This window comes from Polaromonas sp. P1_H6, assembly GCF_056405195.1.
The window spans coordinates 1-20,358 of sequence record NZ_JBFUCN010000031.1 but is presented as its reverse complement, the minus strand read 5'-3'; the positions used below and the strand labels follow the sequence as shown (position 1 = coordinate 20,358).

The following is a 20,358-nucleotide window of genomic DNA, read 5'->3' as shown; positions in this document are numbered from 1 at the left end:
CTGGCTTGAAGAGCCTTTGTGCACGCCTTATTTCTGCAGGAATCTGACTTATGTCCGCCGTAGCCTCCATCAAAGACTTTGCGTCAAGCTTCATGCTCACCGAGCTGTTCAAGGGCATGGCCCTGACCGGCAAGTACATGTTCAGCCGCAAGATCACGGTCCAGTTTCCCGAAGAGAAAACTCCGCTGAGCCCGCGTTTTCGCGGCCTTCATGCGCTGCGCCGCTATGAAAACGGCGAAGAGCGCTGCATCGCCTGCAAGCTCTGCGAAGCGGTGTGCCCGGCGCTGGCGATCACCATCGAATCCGACGTGCGTGAAGACGGCAGCCGCCGCACTTCGCGTTACGACATCGACCTGACCAAATGCATCTTCTGCGGTTTCTGCGAAGAAAGCTGCCCGGTCGACTCCATCGTCGAGACCCACATCTTTGAATACCACGGCGAAAAGCGCGGCGACCTGTATTTCACCAAAGAGATGCTGCTCGCCGTGGGCGACCGGTATGAATCCGAAATCGCCGCCAACCGCGCGGCTGATGCCAAGTACCGCTGAACCCCAGGCCGCTGGCTCAAGAAAGAATCCACAACAACATGGACGCTAAAACAGGTCTTTTTTATGTTTTCGCCGCGGTGCTGCTGTTTGCGGCATTCAAGGTGATTACCGCGCGCAACCCGGTGCATGCGGCGCTTTACCTCGTGCTGGCGTTCTTCCAGGCGTCTGCCGTCTGGATTCTCCTCAAGGCAGAGTTCCTGGCCATCACGCTGGTGCTGGTCTATGTGGGCGCCGTGATGGTGCTCTTCCTGTTCGTCGTGATGATGCTGGACATCAACATCGACAGTGTCCGCAAAGGCTTCTGGAAACATTTCCCGCTGGCCGGCTCCGTCGGCGCCATCATCGCGCTGGAAATGTCTTATGTGTTGATGGGCGGCTTCCGTGAGCCACCCAAAGTCGCGACCACCGCGGGCCAGATAGGCGCGCAGGTGTCCAACACCAAGGAGCTCGGCAAGCTGCTGTACTCCGAATACCTCTACCCGCTGGAGGTCGCCGCGGTGATTCTGCTGGTGGCCATCATTGCCGCCATCGCGCTGACCCTGCGCGCGCGCAAAGACTCCAAGTACCAGAACCCTTCAGAGCAGATCCGGGTCAAGCGCGCCGACCGCGTGAGCCTGGTCAAGATGAAATCCGTAATACCCGCACCCGTTGTGGCTGCGGCCCCCGCAGCCGCCGAGGAGAAGAAGGCATGACGCTCACCCTGGGACATTTTCTTTCGCTGGGCGCGATGCTGTTCGCGCTGTCGGTCATCGGCATCTTCCTGAACCGCAAAAACCTGATCGTGCTGCTGATGGCCATCGAGCTCATGCTGCTGGCGGTCAACATGAATTTTGTGGCCTTCTCCTACTACCTGAACGACATGGCCGGCCAGGTGTTCGTGTTCTTCATCCTGACCGTCGCCGCGGCCGAATCGGCCATAGGCCTGGCCATCCTGGTGCTGCTGTTCCGCAACAAGTCCAGCATCAACGTAGACGAACTCAATACGCTCCAGGGCTAAAAGTAAAATGAGCCAAACCCTCTCAGCATCGGCCCTGCTGGCCGTTCCCTTGGCGCCGCTGGCCGGCGCCCTGGCGGCCGGTATCCTCGGCACCTCCTTCGGCGGCAACTGGATAGGCCGCCGCCTCTCGCACTCCCTGACCATCCTCGGCGTGCTGGTGGCCTTCATCATCTCGGCGATGACGCTCAAGAGCGTGGCCGTCGACGGCGCGCGTTTCAACGAGACGCTCTACACCTGGATGAACGTCGGCGGCCTGAAGATGGAGATCGGCTTCCTGGTCGACGGCCTCACAGCCATGATGATGTGCGTGGTGACCTTTGTGTCGCTCATGGTGCACATCTACACCATAGGCTATATGGAAGAAGACGAGGGCTACAACCGCTTCTTCGCCTACATCTCGCTGTTCACCTTCTCCATGCTGATGCTGGTGATGAGCAACAACATGCTGCAGCTGTTCTTCGGCTGGGAGGCCGTGGGCCTGGTGTCCTACCTGCTGATCGGTTTCTGGTTCAACAAGCCGACCGCCATCTTCGCGAACATGAAGGCCTTCCTGGTCAACCGCGTGGGCGACTTCGGTTTTATCCTCGGCATTGGCCTGATCGCCGCTTACGCCGGCACGCTGAACTATGCCGAGGCCTTTGCCAAGGCGGATGAGCTCTCCAAATTGACGTTCCCCGGAACCGGCTGGATGCTGGTGACCGTGGCCTGCATCTGCCTCTTCATAGGCGCGATGGGCAAGTCGGCGCAATTCCCCTTGCACGTTTGGCTGCCGGACTCCATGGAAGGCCCGACCCCGATCTCCGCGCTGATCCACGCCGCGACCATGGTGACGGCCGGCATCTTCATGGTGGCGCGCATGTCGCCGCTGTTTGAACTCAGCGACACCGCGCTCAGTTTCATCATGGTGATAGGTGCCATCACGGCCCTGTTCATGGGTTTCCTCGGCATCATCCAGAACGACATCAAGCGCGTGGTCGCGTATTCCACGCTTTCGCAACTCGGTTACATGACGGTGGCATTGGGCGCCTCGGCCTATTCCGTCGCGGTGTTCCACCTGATGACGCACGCTTTCTTCAAGGCGCTGCTGTTCCTGGCGGCAGGCTCGGTCATCATCGGCATGCACCACAACCAGGACATCCGCTGGATGGGCGGCGTGCGCAAGTACATGCCCATCACCTGGATCACCTCGCTGCTGGGCACGCTGGCCCTGATCGGCACGCCCCTGTTCGCGGGTTTCTACTCCAAGGACAGCATCATCGAAGCCGTGCATGAAAGCCATTTGGCGGGCGCGGGCTTCGCGTACTTCGCGGTGCTGGCGGGCGTCTTCGTGACGGCCTTCTATTCTTTCCGGCTGTATTTCCTGGTGTTCCACGGCAAGGAGCGCTATGACCAGAACCCCGACGCGCACCACCATGGCCACGACGACCACGGCCATCATGACGAGCACCACGAGCCGCACGAATCGCCCTGGGTGGTGACGGTGCCGCTGATCCTGCTGGCGATCCCGTCCGTAGTCATCGGTTTCATGACGATTGAGCCCATGCTGTACGGCGATTTCTTCAAGGGCGCGATCTTCGTGAACCTTGAAAAACACCCTGCCATGGAAGAGCTCAAGCAGCTATTCCACGGACCGGCCCAGATGGCCCTGCATGGGCTGATGGCGCCGCCTTTCTGGCTGGCCCTGGGAGGCTCGGTGCTGGCCTGGTATATGTACATGGTCAACCCGGCCTTGCCGGCCGCGATCAAGCGCATGTTCATGCCCATCTTCACGCTGCTCGAGAACAAGTACTACTTCGACTGGTTCAATGAAAACGTGCTGGCCCGCGGAACGCGCGCCCTCGGCACCGCGCTCTGGAAGGGCGGCGACCAGAAGCTGATCGACGGCGCGCTGGTCAACGGCTCCTGGAAGGTAATCGGCTGGGTCTCCGGCATGGTCCGCCGGCTGCAGTCCGGCTACATCTACCACTATGCCTTCGGCATGATCATTGGCGTGTTTGTGTTGATGACGTATTTCGTCTGGCTCAATCGCTGATCAGTTCAACAAAATCAAGGAAGAACAAGAATGGGTTTGTTGAGTCTTGCGATCTGGACACCGATTGTTTTCGGTGTGGTTCTGCTGGCGCTGGGCCGTGACGAGCAGGCGCGCAGCGTTCGCTGGATCGCGCTGATAGGCGCGGTCGTCAGTTTCGGGGTGACGCTGCCGCTGTACGGCGGCTTCGAGCTGGGCACTTCGGCCATGCAATTTGTCGAAAAGGGCAGCTGGATCCAGCGCTTCAACGTCAATTACCACGTGGGTGTCGACGGCATCTCGCTGTGGTTCGTGCTGCTGACGGCCTTCATCAACGTGGTGGTCATCATCGCCAGCTGGGAAGCCATCACCACGCGCGTGAACCAGTACATGGCCTCTTTCCTGATCCTGAGCGGGCTCATGATCGGCGTGTTCTCGGCGCTGGACGGCATCCTGTTCTACGTGTTCTTCGAAGCCACGCTGATCCCGATGTACCTCATCATCGGCATCTGGGGCGGCCCCAACAAGATCTACGCGGCTTTCAAGTTCTTCCTCTACACCTTGCTTGGCTCGCTGCTGATGCTGGTGGCGCTGATCTACCTGTACAACAAGTCGGGCGGCAGCTTCGACATCCTGACCTGGCACAAGCTGCCGCTGGGCGGCACGATACAGACGCTGCTGTTCTTCGCCTTCTTCGCGGCCTTCGCCGTCAAGGTGCCGATGTGGCCGGTCCACACCTGGCTGCCCGACGTGCACGTCGAGGCGCCCACGGGCGGCTCCGCCGTGCTGGCCGCCATCATGCTGAAGCTGGGCGCCTACGGTTTCCTGCGTTTCTCCATGCCTATCGCCCCGGACGCCGCGCACGAATGGGCTTGGCTGATGATCGCGCTGTCGCTGATCGCCGTTGTCTACGTCGGCCTGGTGGCGCTGGTGCAGCAGGACATGAAAAAGCTGGTGGCCTACTCATCGGTGGCCCATATGGGGTTTGTCACGCTGGGCTTTTTCATCTTCAACGACCTCGGCGTCTCCGGCGGCATCGTGCAGATGATTGCCCACGGTTTTGTATCCGGCGCGATGTTCCTGTGCATCGGCGTGCTGTATGACCGCGTCCACTCGCGCGAGATCGCCAGCTACGGCGGCGTGGTCAACACCATGCCCAAGTTCGCGGCCTTCGCGCTGCTGTTTGCCATGGCCAATTGCGGCCTGCCGGCCACAGCCGGTTTCGTCGGCGAGTGGATGGTGATCCTGGGCGCCGTCAAATACAACTTCTGGATAGGCGGCGCGGCGGCGACAGCGCTGATTTTCGGCGCGGCCTACACGCTGTGGATGTACAAGCGGGTCTACCTGGGCCCCGTGGCCAATGAGGACGTCAAGGCGCTCACCGACATCAACAGCCGCGAGTTCCTGATGCTGGCCCTGCTGGCCATTGCCGTGCTGTACATGGGCATTTATCCCAAGCCCTTCACGGACGTGATGAACACTTCAGTGGCGGACCTGCTCAAGCACGTCGCGACGTCCAAGCTGAACTGAAACTACAAAGAATTCAGATGATAGACAAACTCTCCTGGATCGCGGTTTACCCCGAACTCGTCCTCCTGACCATGGCCTGCGTGATCGCGCTGGTGGACCTGGGCGTCAAGACGCCCCAGCGCACGCTCACCTATGTGCTCACGCTACTGACCCTGGCCGTGGTGGGCGCCATGGAGGCCGCCTACGCAGTGGGCGGGCAGACCTTCTACGGTTTCGGCAACATGGTGGTCAGCGACCCCATGGGCGGCTGGCTCAAGTGTTTTGCCTGCATCACCGTGATGATCACGCTGGTTTACGGCCGGCCTTATGCCGCGGACCGCGAGATGCTGCGCGGCGGCGAATTTTTCACGCTGAGCCTGTTCGCGCTGCTGGGCATGTTCGTGATGATCTCGGGCCACAACTTCCTGGTGATCTACATGGGCCTGGAGCTGCTCACGCTGTCCAGCTATGCGCTGGTGGCCCTGCGCCGCGACAACGCCACCGCCACCGAAGCGGCCATGAAGTATTTCGTGCTGGGCGCGCTGGCCTCGGGTTTCCTGCTTTACGGCCTGTCGATGCTGTACGGCGCGACCGGCTCCCTGGACCTCAACGAGGTGTTCAACGCCATCGCCAGCCGCCAGGTCAAACACCAGGTGCTGATTTTCGGCCTGGTCTTCATCGTGGCCGGCCTGGCCTTCAAGCTGGGGGCCGTGCCTTTCCACATGTGGCTGCCCGACGTTTACCAAGGTGCGCCTACCGCTGTTACGCTGCTGATCGGCGGCGCGCCGCAGCTCGCGGCCTTCGCGATCTGCATCCGCCTGCTGGTGGAAGGCCTGTTGCCGCTGGCGATCGACTGGCAGCAGATGCTGGCCCTGATGGCGATAGGCTCGCTGCTGGTCGGCAACCTGGCCGCCATCGCCCAGTCCAACCTCAAGCGCATGCTGGCGTTCTCGACCATCTCCCAGATGGGTTTCCTGCTGCTCGGCCTGCTGGCCGGCGTGGTCAACGGCAACCAGCTCAACACCGAGTCCGCCTACAGCGCGGCGATGTTCTACGCCCTGACCTATGTGCTCACCACCCTGGGCGCCTTCGGCATCATCATGCTGCTGGCGCGCGCCGGGCACGAGTCGGAGGACATCGTCGACCTGGCCGGCCTGAACCAGCGTAGCCCGCTGTATGCAGGCGTGATGGCCATCAGCATGTTCTCGCTGGCCGGCCTGCCGCCGCTGGTGGGTTTTTATGCCAAGCTGTCCGTCCTGCAGGCGCTGATTTCATCGCAACAGGCCAGCTACATCGTATTGGCGGTTTTCGCGGTGCTCATGTCGCTGGTCGGCGCGTTTTATTACCTGCGCGTGGTCAAGGTCATGTACTTTGACGCGCCGCTGGCCCACAATGCCCAGCCGGTCTCCGGCCCGACGGATGCCAAGGTGGTGCTGGCGATCAACGGCGCGCTCATCCTGGTTCTGGGCATGCTGCCCGGCGGCCTGATGACGTTGTGCTCGCAGTCCATCAGCAGCATCGTCAAATCCCTGGGTTCATGACGCAGACGGCCTCGGTCTGGCTGGTCGTGCTGCTGGCCCTGCTGGCGGCCAACCTGCCTTTTGTCAGCAACCGCCTGTTCGCGGTCTACGCCCTGAATCAGCCCAAAAACCTCGCCACCCGCGTGGGGGAGATGGTGGTCTGGTACCTTCTCGTCGGCGGCCTGGGCCTGTACCTCGAGCAGCGTACCGGCCAGATCGCACCGCAGGGCTGGGAGTTCTACGCCATCACCGGCGCGCTCTTCATCACCTTTGCCTTTCCCGGTTTCACCTGGCGCTATCTCTTCAAGCACCGCTCATGAAAACCCCGCCGGGCCCTGATGACGCCGGCAAGCCGGCTGATGCGCACCTGGTCGAGACACGGCTGGCTTCCACCGAGATTTTGAAGGGCCACTTCCTGCACGCCATGCGCGACACCGTCGGCCTGCCCGACGGCAGCCAGGCGACGCGTGAATACATCATTCATCCGGGCGCTGTGATGATCGTCGCCCAGGGCGACGACGGCCGCCTGGTGCTGGAGCGCCAATACCGCTACCCCGTGCAGGCCGTCATGGTCGAATTCCCCGCCGGCAAGCTCGACCCCGGTGAAGACTCGCTGGCCTGCGCGCAGCGCGAACTGCTTGAGGAAACCGGCTACACCGCACGCGAGTGGGCCCGCGCCGGTGTGCTGCACCCGGTGATCTCCTATTCCACCGAGTTCATCGACATCTGGTTCGCGCGCGGGCTGGTGCCCGGCCCGCGCAAGCTCGATGCCGGCGAATTCCTCGACGTCTTCACCGCCACGCCCACCGAGCTGCTGGCCTGGTGCGCGAACGGCCGGGTGACCGATGCAAAAACCTTGACCGGCGCGCTGTGGCTGCAGAACGTGCTGTCGGGCGCATGGGCATTGGACTGGCAGGCTGCCGCTTCGTGACCGCGGGGCGATAATCCGCGCATGAAAGTCCTGAATCTCCAATGTTCGCACCAGCATTCGTTTGAAGGCTGGTTTGCGTCCGAAGACGATTTCCAGGGCCAGCTGTCGCGCGGCCTGGTCGAATGCCCGATGTGCGCCGACAAAAGCGTGCAAAAACTCCCGAGCGCGCCGCGGCTCAACCTGGGCGGGCGCCAGGACCCGGATGTCTCCGGCAATCCGGCATCCTCGACAGCCGTGAAGACGGAAGAAAGCGCGGCGACTCGCAGCCTGACCGCGGTCGCCGGAACACCGTCCGGCGCAAGCCAGGCGCAGCAGGCCGCATTCCTGCAGGCTGTGCGCCATGTGCTGGCCAACACCGAAGATGTGGGGACGCGTTTTGCCGATGAGGCGCGCCGCATGCACTATGGCGAGCAGGATGCGCGCAGCATTCGCGGCCAGACTAGCGTGCGCGAAGCCGCCGAGTTGCTGGAAGAGGGCATTGACGTGATGCCCTTGCCGCTGCCCGCGGCGCTCAAGGAAACGCTGCAGTAGCGGCTCAGCCGGGCGCTGGCATTGCACTGCGCCGCCGCACCATGCGGCTGGCCGCATACAGCCCCAGGGGGATGGCGACGAAATGCGGCCAGATGAAATAGGCCGGCTCATAGCCCATCCAGCTGAACGGGCTTTCATCGACGGCCATGGATTCCATCGTGCCGGTCACAACCACGTAGAGCAGCCAAGGCAGGGCGCTCACCGCCACCATCGCGGGCGAGGTGCTTTTGAGCAGCCTGAAGACGGCATTGCCGGCGGCCACCGCGAGCAGGAACATCGGCAGGTGACGAATACCGACCAGTGCGAAGGCCGCCCGCAGGTTTTCTTCTTCGTAGCTTTGCACGGTCCAGCGCGCGACGGCCGGGCCGTCGAGCAAAGGCCCCAGCAGCGCCGCCAGGGCCGCCACCAGCGCGCCCAGAAAGAGCGCTGCCGCGGGCAGGCGAAAAGCGGCCATCGCAGGCCGCCCGCCAGGGCCGTCGGGCGCTTCGGCCATCAGGGGTAGAGGCCGCGCAGCTCGCGGGTGTGCAGGATGCGCTTGCAGGCCACGATGAAGGTCGCGGTGCGCAGGCTGACCTTCTGGTCTTGCGCCACGTGCCAGACGCCGGCGAAGGCGTCTTTCATGATCTTGACCAGGCGCTTGTTGATTTCTTCCTCGTCCCAGAAGAAGCTGGAGAAATCCTGCACCCATTCAAAGTAGCTGACCGTCACGCCGCCGGCGTTGGCGATCACGTCCGGCAGCACCAGGATGTTGCGGTCGTGCAGGATGTCGTCGGCGGCCGGCGTGGTGGGGCCGTTCGCGCCTTCGATGATCATGCGCGCCTTGATGCGCCCGGCATTGGCCGCGGTGATCTGCTGCTCGAGCGCGGCGGGGATCAGGATGTCGCACTCCACGTCCCAGAACGCGTCGTTGGCGATGACTTCAGCTTCCGCGAAGCCGGCCACGCTGCCGTTGGCTTCCACATGCTTGAGCAGGGCCGGCACGTCGAGGCCGGCCTCGCGGTAAATCGTGCCGCCGTGGTCCTGCACGGCAACCACGCGCGCGCCGGTTTCGGCAAACAGCTTGCCCGCCACGCCGCCCACGTTGCCGAAGCCCTGCACCGCGATGCGCGAGCTCGCGATGTCCAGGCCGATGTGTTTGGCGGCTTCCACGCCCACGGTGTACACGCCGCGGCCGGTGGCTTCACGCCGGCCCAGCGAGCCGCCCAGGTCGACCGGCTTGCCGGTGACCACGCCGGTCGAGGTGGAGCCGGTGTTCATTGAATAGGTGTCCATCATCCACGCCATGATCTGGTCGTTGGTGTTGACGTCGGGCGCCGGGATGTCCTTGTTGGGGCCGATGATGATGCCGATCTCACTGGTGTAGCGGCGCGTCATGCGCTCGAGTTCGCCGCGCGAAAGCTTCTTGGGGTCGACGCGTATGCCGCCCTTGGCGCCGCCGTAAGGCACGTTCACCGCCGCGTTCTTGACCGACATCCAGGCCGACAGCGCCATCACTTCCGACAGCGTGACGTCCTGGTGAAAGCGCACGCCGCCCTTGCCTGGTCCGCGCGAGACGTTGTGCTGCACGCGGTAGCCCTCGAAGTGGGCCACGGTGCCGTCATCCATGTGGATGGGCACGTCGACGATCAGCACGCGCTTGGGGCGCTTGAGCGTCTCGGCCCAGCGCGCCAGGCTGCCCAGGTGTGGGATGACGCGGTCAACCTGTTGCAGGTAGTTGCCCCAGGGACCGAGGTTGTCTGCCTGGAGGTAGGAGGGGAGGGGATGGGAGCCGGCGGGGGTGGAGCCGGAGGCGGCGGCGGGGTGTGACATTGAAAAAACTCCTTGTGGGATTTCTTGAGAGGAAAAGTCAATGCACGGAGCTTAAAAGCCCGCCCTCAAATAGTCCAAGGCATTGTGCACCACTATCTATGCAAATAATGCATATCCCGGGTCTTGAACCCGGCGGCAAGGTCCAGGCGGCCGGATCGATGGGTGTCAGACCGTGAACTGCAGAGCGGCCAGCCGCGCGTACACGCCGCCGCGGTTCACCAGTTCGGTGTGCGTGCCTTGCTCCACCAGCCGGCCGTGGTCCAGCACCAGGATGCGGTCGGCCTGCTGCACCGTGGCCAGGCGGTGGGCGATGACCAGCGTCGTGCGTCCCTTCATGGCCGATTCCAGTGCCGCTTGCACCATGCGCTCGCTTTCGGCATCCAGCGCGCTGGTGGCTTCATCGAGCAGCAGCAGCGGTGCGTTCTTCAGCATGGCCCGCGCGATCGCGATGCGCTGGCGCTGACCGCCCGACAGCCGCACGCCACGCTCGCCCAGGAAAGTGTCGTAGCCCTCGGGCAAAGCGGTGATGAACTCGTGCGCGAATGCGGCCTGGGCGGCGGCACGGGTTTCCTCGTCGCTGGCGCCGGGTTTGCCGTAGCGGATGTTTTCGAGCGCGCTGGTGGAAAAGATCACCGCGTCCTGCGGCACGATGCCGATGCGGTCGCGCAGGTCTTGCAGTGACATGTCGGCCGTGCGCACGCCGTCGAGTGCGATGCGGCCCGAAGCCGGGTCGTAAAAACGCAGCAGCAGCTGGAACACCGTGCTCTTGCCCGCGCCGCTGGGCCCGACGATGGCCACGGTTTCGCCGGGCGCCACGCTCAGGCTGAAATCGCTGAGCGCAGCCTGCGCCGGGCGCGACGGATAGTGAAAGTTCACGGCCTCAAACTGGATGGCGCTGCCCGCCTGCGTCAGCCGCGCCGGCACGGGGTTGGGCGGCGAGGTGACGGGTGAGCGCGAGGCCAGCAATTCCATCAGGCGTTCTGTGGCGCCGGCCGCGCGCAGCAGGTCGCCATAGACCTCGCCCAGCACCGCCGCGGCGCTCGCCAGGATGATCACGTAGACCACGGTCTGGCCCAGGTGGCCGGCCGAGATGTCGCCGCGCATCACGGCCTGCGTGCCTTGGTACAGGCCCCACAGCAGCGCCGCCGAGGTGGCGATGATGATGAAGGCCACCAGCACCGAGCGCGCCCGGGCGCGCCGCACGGCGGTGTTGAAGGCATTCGTGGTCGACTGGTCGAAACGCGCCGACTCGCGTGCTTCGGCGGTATAGCTTTGCACCACCGGAATCGCATTGAGCACCTCGGCGGCGATGGCGCTGGAGTCGGCCACGCGGTCCTGGCTGGCGCGCGACAGCTTGCGCACGCGCCGGCCGAACCACACCGAGGGCGCGACGATCAGCACCAGCACGCCCAGCACTTGCACCATCAAATAGGGGTTGGTATAGACCAGCATGCCCAGCGCGCCCACGCCCATCACGGCATTGCGCAGGCCCATGCTCAGCGAGGAGCCCACGACGGTCTGCACCAGCGTCGTGTCGCCGGTCAGGCGCGACAGCACCTCGCCGGTCTGCGTGGTCTCGAAGAATTCCGGGCTTTGCCGCACCACATGGGCATACACCGCGTTGCGCAGGTCGGCCGTCACGCGCTCGCCCAGCCAGCTCACCATGTAAAAACGGCCCGCCGAAAAAAGCCCCAGCGCGGCGGCTACGGCAAACAGTTCGAAGAAATGAGTACGCAAGGCCATCAGCTGTTGGCCCTTGTCGGCCGCTGTGAGGCCGCCGTCGATCAGGCTGCGCAGGGCCAGCGGAAACACCAGCGTCGCCACCGCGGCCAGTACCAGGAAGACCGCAGCCGCCAGGATGTGGCCCCAGTAGGGCCGCAAAAAAGGCAAAAGACCGGAGAGCGAACGCGGGGAGCCTTTGGGGCCCAGGGAGGAGGGGAGAGTAGCCATGCAGGGAGTTTAGTCAAAAATAGGGCAATAAATTGCCGAAACAAACACCGCCTTGACATTAATTGTCTAGGCATGTATTATTCGAACCCATGACTTCCAAACCCACCCGCCCGGAATCCCCCGGCCCCGCACTTTGCGGTTTGCCGGCCGATTTCTATTGCGCGGCTGATTACGACGCCGGCCAGAGCACCGGCTACCTGATGCGCCAGATCATCAACAGCGTTTCCCAGCAGGTCGCACGCGAACTCGAGCCTCAGGGCCTGACGAACGCCCAATGGGTGCCCATGCTCAAGCTCTATCTCCGAAAAGCCTCCACCGTGGCCGAACTCGCGCGTGAATGCCAGCTTGACGCGGGCTCCATGACCCGCCTGCTTGACCGGCTCGAAGCCAAGGGTTTTTGCCGCCGCATCCGCTCCATCGACGACAGGCGCGTGGTGAACATTGAATTGACCCCCGAAGGCCGCGATGCCGCCAAGGAAATCCCGGCCGTGCTGAGCCGCGTGCAGAACGCCCACCTGGCCGGATTTTCGGTGGAAGAGTGGCAAAACCTCAAAGCCTATCTGCGCCGTATCCTCGAAACCGCGCACACCCTCCAAGCAGCGAATGAACAACATGACAAATAACACCTGTTCCTTTCCCATGGATTCCGACCAAGCCGCCAACTCCGTCATTTCCGGCACTGCGCAGCAGAATGCCCAGGAAACCCTGCCGGTCTGGCGCGCCTCCTTCCGCATGGCCCTGGTGGCCGCCGCCAGCGTGGTGGCCGTGGGCCTGATGGCAACGGGCCTCACCGGCTGCGCCGACATGTCCGGCATTGCGCCGCAGGCCAGCCTGCGCGACGCGCCCTCGCTGGGCCTGAAGGCCGATGCCGGCACGCAGGCCTCGGCGCAGGCGCAGCTGGCCGCCGAGTGGTGGCGCGATTTCGGTGACGAGCAGCTCAACACCCTGGTCGCGCAGGCCCTGCAGACCAGCCCCAGCCTCAAGCTCGCGCAGGCCCGCCTGGCGCGCGCGCAGGCCGTCATTGAAGTGGCCGACGCCGCCACCTTGCCGCAGCTCACCGGCCAGCTCGACCTGACCCGCCAGCGCTACACCGCCAATGGCGCGGTCCCGCCGCCGCTGGCCGGCTCCATCCGCGAAAGCGGCACGGCCCAGCTCAATGCGAGCTGGGAGCTTGATTTCTTCGGCAAGAACCGCGCGGCGCTCGATGCCGCGCTGGGCAGCGCCAACGCCGCCGAAGCCGACGCCCAGGCCGCGCGTGTGCTGCTGGCCAGCAATGTCGCCCGCACGTATTTCCAGCTGGTGCGCCTCAACGAACAAGCCAGTGTGGCGCGCCGCACGCTGGCCCAGCGTGAGGAGACCTTGAAGCTGGTGCAAGACCGCGTCAACGCCGGCCTGGATACCCGCCTTGAACTGCGCCAGAGCGAAGGCGGCCTGCCCGAAGCGCGCCTGCAGCTTGAGACCGTGTTGGAGCAGATGGCCCTCACGCGCAACGCGCTGGGCGCGCTGGTCGGCCAGCCCGACGCCGCCGCCGCGCTGAATCCACCCGCGCAAGCCGCGATCAAAAATGTCGCGGTCGCCGCCACCCTGCCGGCCGACCTGCTGGGCCGCCGCGCCGACGTCGCCGCCGCGCGCTGGCGTGTCGAGGCCTCAACCAGGGACGTGGCCAATGCCAAGACCCAGTTCTATCCCAACATCAACCTCGTCGCCTTCGCTGGTTTCTCCAGCATAGGCCTGGGCAACTTGATGGACTCGGGCAGCAGGCAGTGGGGCGTGGGCCCGGCGCTGCGCCTGCCGATTTTTGATGCGGGCCGGCTGCGCGCCAACCTGCGCGGCAAGACCGCCGACCTCGACGCCGCGGTGGAAAGCTATAACGCCGCCGTGATCGATGCGGTGCGCGACGTCGCCGACCAGGTGGCCTCCTCGCAAGCCATCACCCGCCAGCAAACCGAGCAGCGCGCCGCCCAGGACGCCGCCGAAAGCGCCTACGAAATTGCCGTGCAGCGCTACAAGGCCGGCCTGGGCAACTACCTCAACGTGCTCACGGCGGAAACCAGTGTGCTGGCCCAGCGCCGGCAGGCCGTGGACCTGTCGGCCCGCGCGCTCGACACGCAGGTGGCGCTGATACGCGCGCTGGGCGGCGGCTACACACCCGGCCAGGCCGTGCCCGCGGAGCGGCAGGCTCGTTCGGCTTTCTGAACTCTGAACAAGTGACCAGCGATCAAAAGTTAACCCAACACATAACACGCATCATGAACACTCCTGAATCCTCCAACGCTCCAGCGCCATCCGCTTCTCCAACGCCCACGGCCACGCCCGCCGCCGCACCGGCGCCGGCGCCGGCGCCCGCAGGCAACCCCAAGCGCAAAAAGGCGCTGACCGCGCTGGCCGCCGTCGTGGTCGTGGCCGGCCTGGGCTGGGCCACTTATGAATACCTGGTGGCCAGCCATTACGAGTCCACCGACAACGCCTATGTGCAGGGCAATGTGATCCAGATCACGCCGCAGATCAGCGGCACCGTCATGGCCATCATGGCCGACGACACCGACTTCGTGAAAGCCGGCCAGGCGCTGGTGCAGCTGGATCCGGCCGATGCCAAGGTCGCGCTGGAACAGGCCGAGGCCGCGCTCGCCCAGGCCGTGCGCCAGGCGCGCACGCTCTACGCCAACAACGGCACGCTGGCCGCGCAGATCGCGCTGCGCGACGCCGATGTCACCAAGGCGCAAAGTGACATCGCGCGCGCCAATGACGACCTCAACCGCCGCCAGTCGCTCACCGGCAACGGCGCCGTGTCCAGGGAAGAACTCAACCACGCCCGCACGCAACTGGACACCGCCAAAAGCGCCTTGGCCGCCGCACAGGCCGGCGTGGTCGCCGCGCGCGAGCAGCTTTCCAGCAACCAGGCGCTGACCGAAGGCACCAGCATCGAGCAGCACCCCAGCGTGCAGGTGGCGGCCGCCCGGGTGCGTGAAGCCTTCCTCGCCACGCAGCGCGCGGGCCTGCTCGCGCCGGTGGACGGTTATGTCGCCAAACGCACCGTGCAGCTCGGCCAGCGCGTGGCCGCCGGCACGCCCATGATGTCCATCATTCCGCTCAAGCAGGTCTGGGTAGACGCCAACTTCAAGGAAGTGCAACTGCGCAACATCCGCATCGGCCAGCCCGTCACTCTGGTGGCCGACCTCTACGGCAAGAAGGTCGAATACAAGGGAACAGTGGCTGGCCTGGGCGTGGGCACCGGCGCTGCGTTCTCGCTGCTGCCCGCGCAGAACGCCACCGGCAACTGGATCAAGGTGGTGCAGCGTGTGCCCGTGCGCATCGCACTGGATGCCAAGCAGCTCGCCGAGAACCCGCTGCGTGTGGGCCTGTCCATGGACGCTGAAGTCGACGTGAGCAACAAGAACGGCAAAATGCTGGCCGATGCGCCGCGTGATGCCGCCGTGGCGCACACCCAGACCTACGGCGCGCAGGACGATGCGGCCGACAAGGACGTGCAGCGCGTGATCGCCGCCAACACCGGCAAGGCCGCGGTGAAGTCGGCCAAGGCCGCCAATGCGGCGAAGCCTTTGCTTCCAGCGGGCGGCGCTGCTTTGCCTGCCCAGGCCGGCGCCGATGCGCAGACCCTGGCCTTCAGCCACACGCTGTCCCTGGCCGGCAACCGCCCGGCACGCTAAGCCACAGCCCCAGCACGCGCAACCGCGGCGAACCCCCACCGCGGTTTCCACCAGCCCCTCCTTCGCAAGGCTTTCATGGCTTCCGCACCTGCTTCCGCTTACATCGCACCTCCGCCGCTGACGGGCTCGGCACGCCTGTGGGGCACGCTGGCCCTGTCGGCCGCGACCTTCATGAACGTGCTCGACACCTCCATCGCCAACGTGTCGCTGCCCGCCATCGCCGGCGACCTGGGCGTCAGCCCCAACCAGGGCACCTGGGTCATCACCAGCTTCGGCGTGGCCAACGCGATCGCCGTGCCGCTCACCGGCTGGCTGTCACAGCGCTTCGGCCAGGTACGCCTGTTCACGGCCAGCGTCCTGCTGTTCGTGCTCACCTCCTGGCTGTGCGGCCTGGCGCCCAACATGACCACGCTGATCTTCCTGCGCGTGCTGCAGGGCCTGGTCGCCGGGCCCATGATTCCTTTGTCGCAGGCGCTGCTGCTGTCGAGTTACCCGAAGGCGCTGGCGGGGCTGGCCATGGCGCTATGGTCCATGACGACGCTGGTCGCGCCTGTCATGGGGCCGCTGCTGGGCGGCTGGATCACCGACAACATTTCCTGGCCCTGGATTTTCTACATCAACATCCCCGTGGGCCTGGGTGCGGCCTTCATCACCTGGAGCATCTTCCGAAAGCGTGAAAGCGTCACCCGCAAACTGCCCATCGATTCGGTGGGTCTGGCGCTGCTGGTGGTCTGGGTCGGTTCGCTGCAGATCATGCTCGACAAGGGGCAGGAGCTGGACTGGTTCCACTCCGGCGAGGTCGTCGCGCTGGCCATCATCGCGCTGGTCGGCCTGATCGCCTTCGTGATCTGGGAACTGACCGAAGAGCACCCGGTGGTGGACCTGACGCTGTTCAAGGGGCGCAACTTCTGGGCCGGCGCGCTAGCGCTGTCGGTGGGCTACGGCCTCTTCTTCGGCAACGTGGTGCTGCTGCCTCTGTGGTTGCAGCAGTACATGGGCTACACCGCCACACAGGCCGGCATGGTGCTGGCGCCGGTGGGTGCCTTCGCCTTGCTGCTGTCGCCCGTCGTCGGAAAGAACATTTCCAAGGTTGACCCGCGCCGCTTCGCCGCCTTTGCCTTCATGGTGTTCGCGCTGGTGCTGTGGATGCGCTCTCACTTCAACACCCAGGCCGACTTCCAGACCATCATGATCCCGACCATCATCCAGGGCGTGGCCATGGCCTTCTTCTTCATCCCGCTGGTCACCATCACGCTGTCGGGCATCTCGCCCGAGAAGATCCCCGCGGCGTCGGGCCTGTCGAATTTCGTGCGCATCACGGCCGGCTCTTTCGGCACCTCCATTGCCACCACCATCTGGCAGGACCGCGCCGCCATGCACCACGCGCAGATCAGCGAATACGTGAACCAGGGCAGCACCGCCACCAACAGCGCGCTTGCCGGCCTGGCCGGCGCCGGCCTCACGCCCGACCAGGCGCTGGGCACCATCAACCGCCTGGCCGACCAACAGGCTTACATGCTCGCGGCCAACGACGTGTTTTATGTTTCGGCGCTGATCTTCCTGCTGCTGATTCCGCTGGTGTTTTTGACGCGGCCCACGCATGCGGGGGCGGGTGGGGCGGATGCGGCAGCCGGGGCGCATTGAGGTAGAGCAACGGCGCGCCTGACCGCAAGCAGGGTGCGCCGGGTTTCGCGGAATTTTCATAGGGACGCGAATTTGCAATACATTCCTTGAAGCCCCGCGCATGGGGTCTCAAGGAATTCGATGTCTAAATTCGACGGCAATCACCAGCTTGTGCCGCAGGGCTTGCGTAGGCATTTCATGGGGAGCTTCCAGGTCTTGGCCGCACGCGTGTGCTTCAAGCTGTTGGTTTCGACCCTAAGCGCAATTCTTGTTTTTGTAGCGTCCACATCTATTGCAATAGCGGCAAGCGAAACCGTTGAAGCCCCGTCGAGCTTCAAATACGCCGGAGGCGATGTTCCGGAATGGCCGTCCGGTGCTCATGAGCCACCGGAAAACGGCGCCTATCCGGTAGCCTGGAAATACCCGGTGTTTTCCGATAAAAACGCAGCACGTCTTGGAAGGCTAAATGGCTGGGCTCGAACGGTTGCGCTGAAAGCCTTGTTTCAAGGTGACCCTGAGATATCAGGTCGAGCACTGGCCATGAAAGACTCGCGTGTTTTGTCCGAACTTGGCCGAGACAAAGAGCTTCGCGGTTCTGCCAATACGCAATCTGAGTTGTTCCCTGAACATATCTTCGGCCCCTACATTCTCTTTACCTTGTACACGGAATGGCTGGGAGGTACCCGGCCGCAGCATGCCATTGAAACTCTGGTTTTCGACTACAAAGCTGGCGTTCAGATTCCTGTTCAATCACTGTTCAAAGCCGACGCTCAGGAAGAACTGAATTCTCTCCTTGGAGCGGCGATTGAAAAAACGTTCCAGGAGGACAAGCAAGCGCATGCCGTTTGTTTGAAGCGCAAATCTCGCGACTCAAAGTTAATTTGCGAAAGGCAATTGAACGACGATGATGTGAATGCCTGCGTCAACTGGCGTTCCTTCGATTGGCGCCTGCTATCGATATACGGGCCGCAAAGGCTTTTCCTTACATTCCCATTCAATCCTGGTTGGCGCCAGACATGTGGGGATGAAGCTTACGTACTTGAGGGCAAGGCCATCGAGCGCCTATTCGTTGCGCCGAACGTCTTTCGCAAGGGGCGTATGCCGAAGGAATTGAAACCATGATTTCATTCCACGCCTTCCAGCCGAACTCAATAACTTGATGAAAGCATGAACCATGCGAATCACCACCCATTTCCTCGCTGCTGTGATCCTGGCGCTTGTTTCGCCCTTTGTCTTCGCCACGTCTGATCAAGTACCGAAGGCCGTTGCGGAAAACATGGAGCTTGTACGCGCCGAGTTTGGGCTCTTCAATCCGCCTGACTCCGGTAAGCCTGCTTTCGTTGCGACCCGGCAAGTTCCACTTGTTCCCGGCCAGATCTATGGCTGGGTCGTGATGGTGAATCCAACCCAGGAGGAGGTGAGTTGGCGGGAGGAATTTACCCTTCCGGGGAAACCGGCGACGTGGGGCGAGTCGGATCCCAATGCATCGCAAACCATTTCATCGGATCAGAAGACCTCGGTGAAAGAGGGGAAAGTGGTTCCGGATCGCGGCGTCATTGCCAATACCTGGGCGGTGGCTCCGGGGGATCCCCAGGGACGCTATGTCATTCGGGTTTTCATTGGGAACCGTTTGGCCCGGACCTTTGAATTTGATGTCAAGTGAGTTCCAGGGGCCAGTGAATCCGGACCTCGGAGCCGCAGTGACTCGCGTAATTCTGTCAGGCGCTCGAAGCGGGAGATTTGAGCGCCGCCTCCACTGGCACCAAAATCGCATTGCCGGTAGCCACCAGCAGCAACTCTCCACCGTCCTGCTCGGCAAACAACTCCGCCCCGGCAAACACCTGCTTGCGCCCAGCCTTCACCACGCGCCCGCGCGCCACAAAGCCGCGGCCCACGGCCGGCGCCAGGCAGTTCACTGAAAAATGCGAGGCCAGTACGCGGCCGGCCACGGTGGCGGCCGCGTAACCGCAGGCCGTGTCCAGCATCGCGCCTATCAGGCCCGCATGCAGGTAGCCGGCGTACTGGCCCATGTCTTCCTCCCGCCAGGCCATGCGTATCTCGGCTTCGCCGGCCGAGGCCCGCACAACTTCAAAGCCGGCCCAGCGGTTGAAGGAGGCGGTCTGGTTCACCGCCTGCAGGGTGTTCAGGATTGTGAGTTCCGTCATGGCTGGAAATATAGGACTGCCCGAGGCTACGGGCTGTAGCGCGGGTGACAGCCCGGCGGTTGGAAAGATCAGCTGCTTGTGACGCAGGCGTCACCGCCCCGTCAAGGCGACGTAGGCCGCGCGTGTCTCAGGTGATACCGAGGCCACGAGTTGTTCATGCGATGTCTTGTGCCGCACCAGCATGCGCGCCGAGGCAACAGCTTTGGATTTGCAGAACCAGTGGCAGCTGTGCTGCATCAGGAAGAGCTCGGCCGACATCGTGAAGGCCTTTTCCTTGGGCGTGTGCTGGGCGCTGTTTTCTGCCGTCTGCAGGATGCCTTGGGCGTGGATCGCCAGCACTTTTCGCATGTCGAATGTCAGGCCTGGAAAGAGTTTGGCAACGAAGGGGATGGCAATCGGCAGCTTGCTCGTGCGTGCATCGATTTCATCGACCTTGGAAAAGCCTGTGGCAAAGCGGGTGAACTGCTCGCACAGCTTTAGTTCTGAGCTGGCCAGCTGGTTCCAGACCTGCTCGCGCCGCTCGGCATCCTTCTCGCCCAGCGCCCGCAGGTAGCCGTCGGTCAGGGTCTCCATCAGTTTTTCGATCTGGTACTGGCCGAGGTGGCTGCCCAGCAGGGCGATGCGACGGCGTTCTTCCGACAGTTTGAGGATGTAGACGGCTATGGCGACGCAGGTCACCAAAGTGAAGAATTCCATTTTTTGGGTTTGGGGTGGGGCTGTGGGGGGAGGTACCAGTGTAGTCACTCTGTGTGTCTAGGCTGTGGTCGGATTGACGGTTGAGTGTTTTGCTTAGTCCTGCTGGCCGGGGGTAGCCCGGCGGCTACTCACTTTTAGCGAAACCCGCAAAGCGGGTTTTCTTTTGTTCGCCAAAAGGCGCGCTACGCGCGCGGGGTTTGCTCACTTCGCGAAGCGAAGTTACGCAAACACCAAAAGTAAGCAAAAGAAAAGGCGACCCTGGTTGCTGCGTCCCTKCGCTTCGCTACGGGCAACCTGCGGTGCTCGGTYCAGRCGGGGTCTCGCTAAACTCGCCTTCGGCTCAAACAACGCGATCCCTGATCCGTCTGGCCCTGCGCTCCTCGGCGCATCCACAAGGGGTGGG

20 protein-coding genes are annotated in these 20,358 nt (G+C 63.5%); 15 read left to right on the top strand and 5 right to left on the bottom strand.

Annotated features, from left to right (window positions below; genetic code table 11):
* The first annotated feature begins 50 nt into the window (after window positions 1–50).
* The 9 genes from nuoI to AC1D1F_RS21425 are packed head-to-tail and all read left to right on the top strand — an operon-like array spanning window position 51 to window position 8,044.
* The gene (gene nuoI, locus AC1D1F_RS21465) at window positions 51–548 is read left to right on the top strand and encodes an NADH-quinone oxidoreductase subunit NuoI (RefSeq protein ID WP_477654936.1); all 498 of its coding nucleotides are present in this window, start codon (window positions 51–53) and stop codon (window positions 546–548) included.
* 38 nt (window positions 549–586) lie between these two features.
* Complete coding sequence (locus AC1D1F_RS21460) at window positions 587–1,240, top strand: NADH-quinone oxidoreductase subunit J (RefSeq protein WP_477678457.1); 654 nt, start codon at window positions 587–589, stop codon at window positions 1,238–1,240.
* Window positions 1,237–1,545 (top strand): NADH-quinone oxidoreductase subunit NuoK, encoded by a 309-nt coding sequence (nuoK, locus tag AC1D1F_RS21455; RefSeq protein ID WP_007864437.1) that lies wholly within the window; start codon window positions 1,237–1,239, stop codon window positions 1,543–1,545. The genes AC1D1F_RS21460 and nuoK overlap by 4 nt, the downstream gene beginning before the upstream one ends.
* Before the next feature lie 7 nt (window positions 1,546–1,552).
* Window positions 1,553–3,577, top strand: coding sequence for an NADH-quinone oxidoreductase subunit L (gene nuoL / locus AC1D1F_RS21450; RefSeq protein ID WP_477696838.1), 2,025 nt, complete (start codon window positions 1,553–1,555; stop codon window positions 3,575–3,577).
* 30 nt (window positions 3,578–3,607) lie between these two features.
* Entirely contained in the window at window positions 3,608–5,083 is a 1,476-nt protein-coding gene (locus tag AC1D1F_RS21445; protein ID WP_477678236.1) for an NADH-quinone oxidoreductase subunit M, read from the top strand.
* A gap of 17 nt (window positions 5,084–5,100) precedes the next feature.
* Window positions 5,101–6,603, top strand: a complete 1,503-nt coding sequence (gene nuoN, locus AC1D1F_RS21440) for an NADH-quinone oxidoreductase subunit NuoN (RefSeq protein ID WP_477678235.1) — start codon at window positions 5,101–5,103, stop codon at window positions 6,601–6,603.
* Window positions 6,600–6,902, top strand: coding sequence for a DUF2818 family protein (locus tag AC1D1F_RS21435; RefSeq protein WP_477678234.1), 303 nt, complete (start codon window positions 6,600–6,602; stop codon window positions 6,900–6,902). Before nuoN ends, AC1D1F_RS21435 begins: the two co-directional genes overlap by 4 nt.
* Complete coding sequence (locus tag AC1D1F_RS21430) at window positions 6,899–7,513, top strand: NUDIX domain-containing protein (protein WP_477678233.1); 615 nt, start codon at window positions 6,899–6,901, stop codon at window positions 7,511–7,513. Before AC1D1F_RS21435 ends, AC1D1F_RS21430 begins: the two co-directional genes overlap by 4 nt.
* A 21-nt stretch (window positions 7,514–7,534) precedes the next feature.
* Window positions 7,535–8,044 (top strand): DUF1178 family protein, encoded by a 510-nt coding sequence (locus AC1D1F_RS21425; protein WP_477678232.1) that lies wholly within the window; start codon window positions 7,535–7,537, stop codon window positions 8,042–8,044.
* Between the two features lie 4 nt (window positions 8,045–8,048).
* Here AC1D1F_RS21425 and AC1D1F_RS21420 read toward each other — a convergent pair whose 3' ends face one another.
* The 3 genes from AC1D1F_RS21420 to AC1D1F_RS21410 form a co-directional block, all read right to left on the bottom strand.
* The gene (locus tag AC1D1F_RS21420; protein ID WP_477654944.1) at window positions 8,049–8,498 is read right to left on the bottom strand and encodes a hypothetical protein; all 450 of its coding nucleotides are present in this window, start codon (window positions 8,496–8,498) and stop codon (window positions 8,049–8,051) included.
* A gap of 38 nt (window positions 8,499–8,536) precedes the next feature.
* Entirely contained in the window at window positions 8,537–9,853 is a 1,317-nt protein-coding gene (locus tag AC1D1F_RS21415; RefSeq protein ID WP_477696839.1) for a Glu/Leu/Phe/Val family dehydrogenase, read from the bottom strand.
* A 165-nt stretch (window positions 9,854–10,018) separates the two neighbouring features.
* Entirely contained in the window at window positions 10,019–11,803 is a 1,785-nt protein-coding gene (locus AC1D1F_RS21410; protein ID WP_477678396.1) for an ABC transporter transmembrane domain-containing protein, read from the bottom strand.
* Between the two features lie 89 nt (window positions 11,804–11,892).
* Here AC1D1F_RS21410 and AC1D1F_RS21405 point away from each other — a divergent pair, with 89 nt between their 5' ends.
* From AC1D1F_RS21405 to AC1D1F_RS21380, 6 genes are all read left to right on the top strand, one after another.
* Window positions 11,893–12,426 (top strand): MarR family winged helix-turn-helix transcriptional regulator, encoded by a 534-nt coding sequence (locus AC1D1F_RS21405; RefSeq protein ID WP_477654947.1) that lies wholly within the window; start codon window positions 11,893–11,895, stop codon window positions 12,424–12,426.
* Between the two features lie 109 nt (window positions 12,427–12,535).
* Entirely contained in the window at window positions 12,536–13,999 is a 1,464-nt protein-coding gene (locus AC1D1F_RS21400; RefSeq protein ID WP_477696841.1) for an efflux transporter outer membrane subunit, read from the top strand.
* 53 nt (window positions 14,000–14,052) lie between these two features.
* Entirely contained in the window at window positions 14,053–15,471 is a 1,419-nt protein-coding gene (locus AC1D1F_RS21395; RefSeq protein ID WP_477696840.1) for an EmrA/EmrK family multidrug efflux transporter periplasmic adaptor subunit, read from the top strand.
* A 75-nt stretch (window positions 15,472–15,546) separates the two neighbouring features.
* Entirely contained in the window at window positions 15,547–17,115 is a 1,569-nt protein-coding gene (locus AC1D1F_RS21390) for a DHA2 family efflux MFS transporter permease subunit (protein WP_477678398.1), read from the top strand.
* Window positions 17,116–17,235: 120 nt separating this feature from the next.
* Window positions 17,236–18,216, top strand: coding sequence for a hypothetical protein (locus AC1D1F_RS21385; RefSeq protein WP_477678399.1), 981 nt, complete (start codon window positions 17,236–17,238; stop codon window positions 18,214–18,216).
* Window positions 18,217–18,268: 52 nt separating this feature from the next.
* On the top strand, window positions 18,269–18,757 hold the full coding sequence (locus tag AC1D1F_RS21380) for a hypothetical protein (protein ID WP_477678400.1): 489 nt from the start codon (window positions 18,269–18,271) through the stop codon (window positions 18,755–18,757).
* Window positions 18,758–18,812: 55 nt separating this feature from the next.
* Here the strand turns inward: AC1D1F_RS21380 and AC1D1F_RS21375 are convergent, their stop codons facing one another.
* Together AC1D1F_RS21375 and AC1D1F_RS21370 are read right to left on the bottom strand one after the other, a co-directional pair.
* Window positions 18,813–19,259: a PaaI family thioesterase gene (locus AC1D1F_RS21375; RefSeq protein WP_477678401.1), complete on the bottom strand. Its 447-nt coding sequence runs from the start codon at window positions 19,257–19,259 to the stop codon at window positions 18,813–18,815.
* Between the two features lie 90 nt (window positions 19,260–19,349).
* Entirely contained in the window at window positions 19,350–19,955 is a 606-nt protein-coding gene (locus AC1D1F_RS21370) for a hypothetical protein (protein ID WP_477678402.1), read from the bottom strand.
* Window positions 19,956–20,358 lie beyond the last annotated feature (403 nt).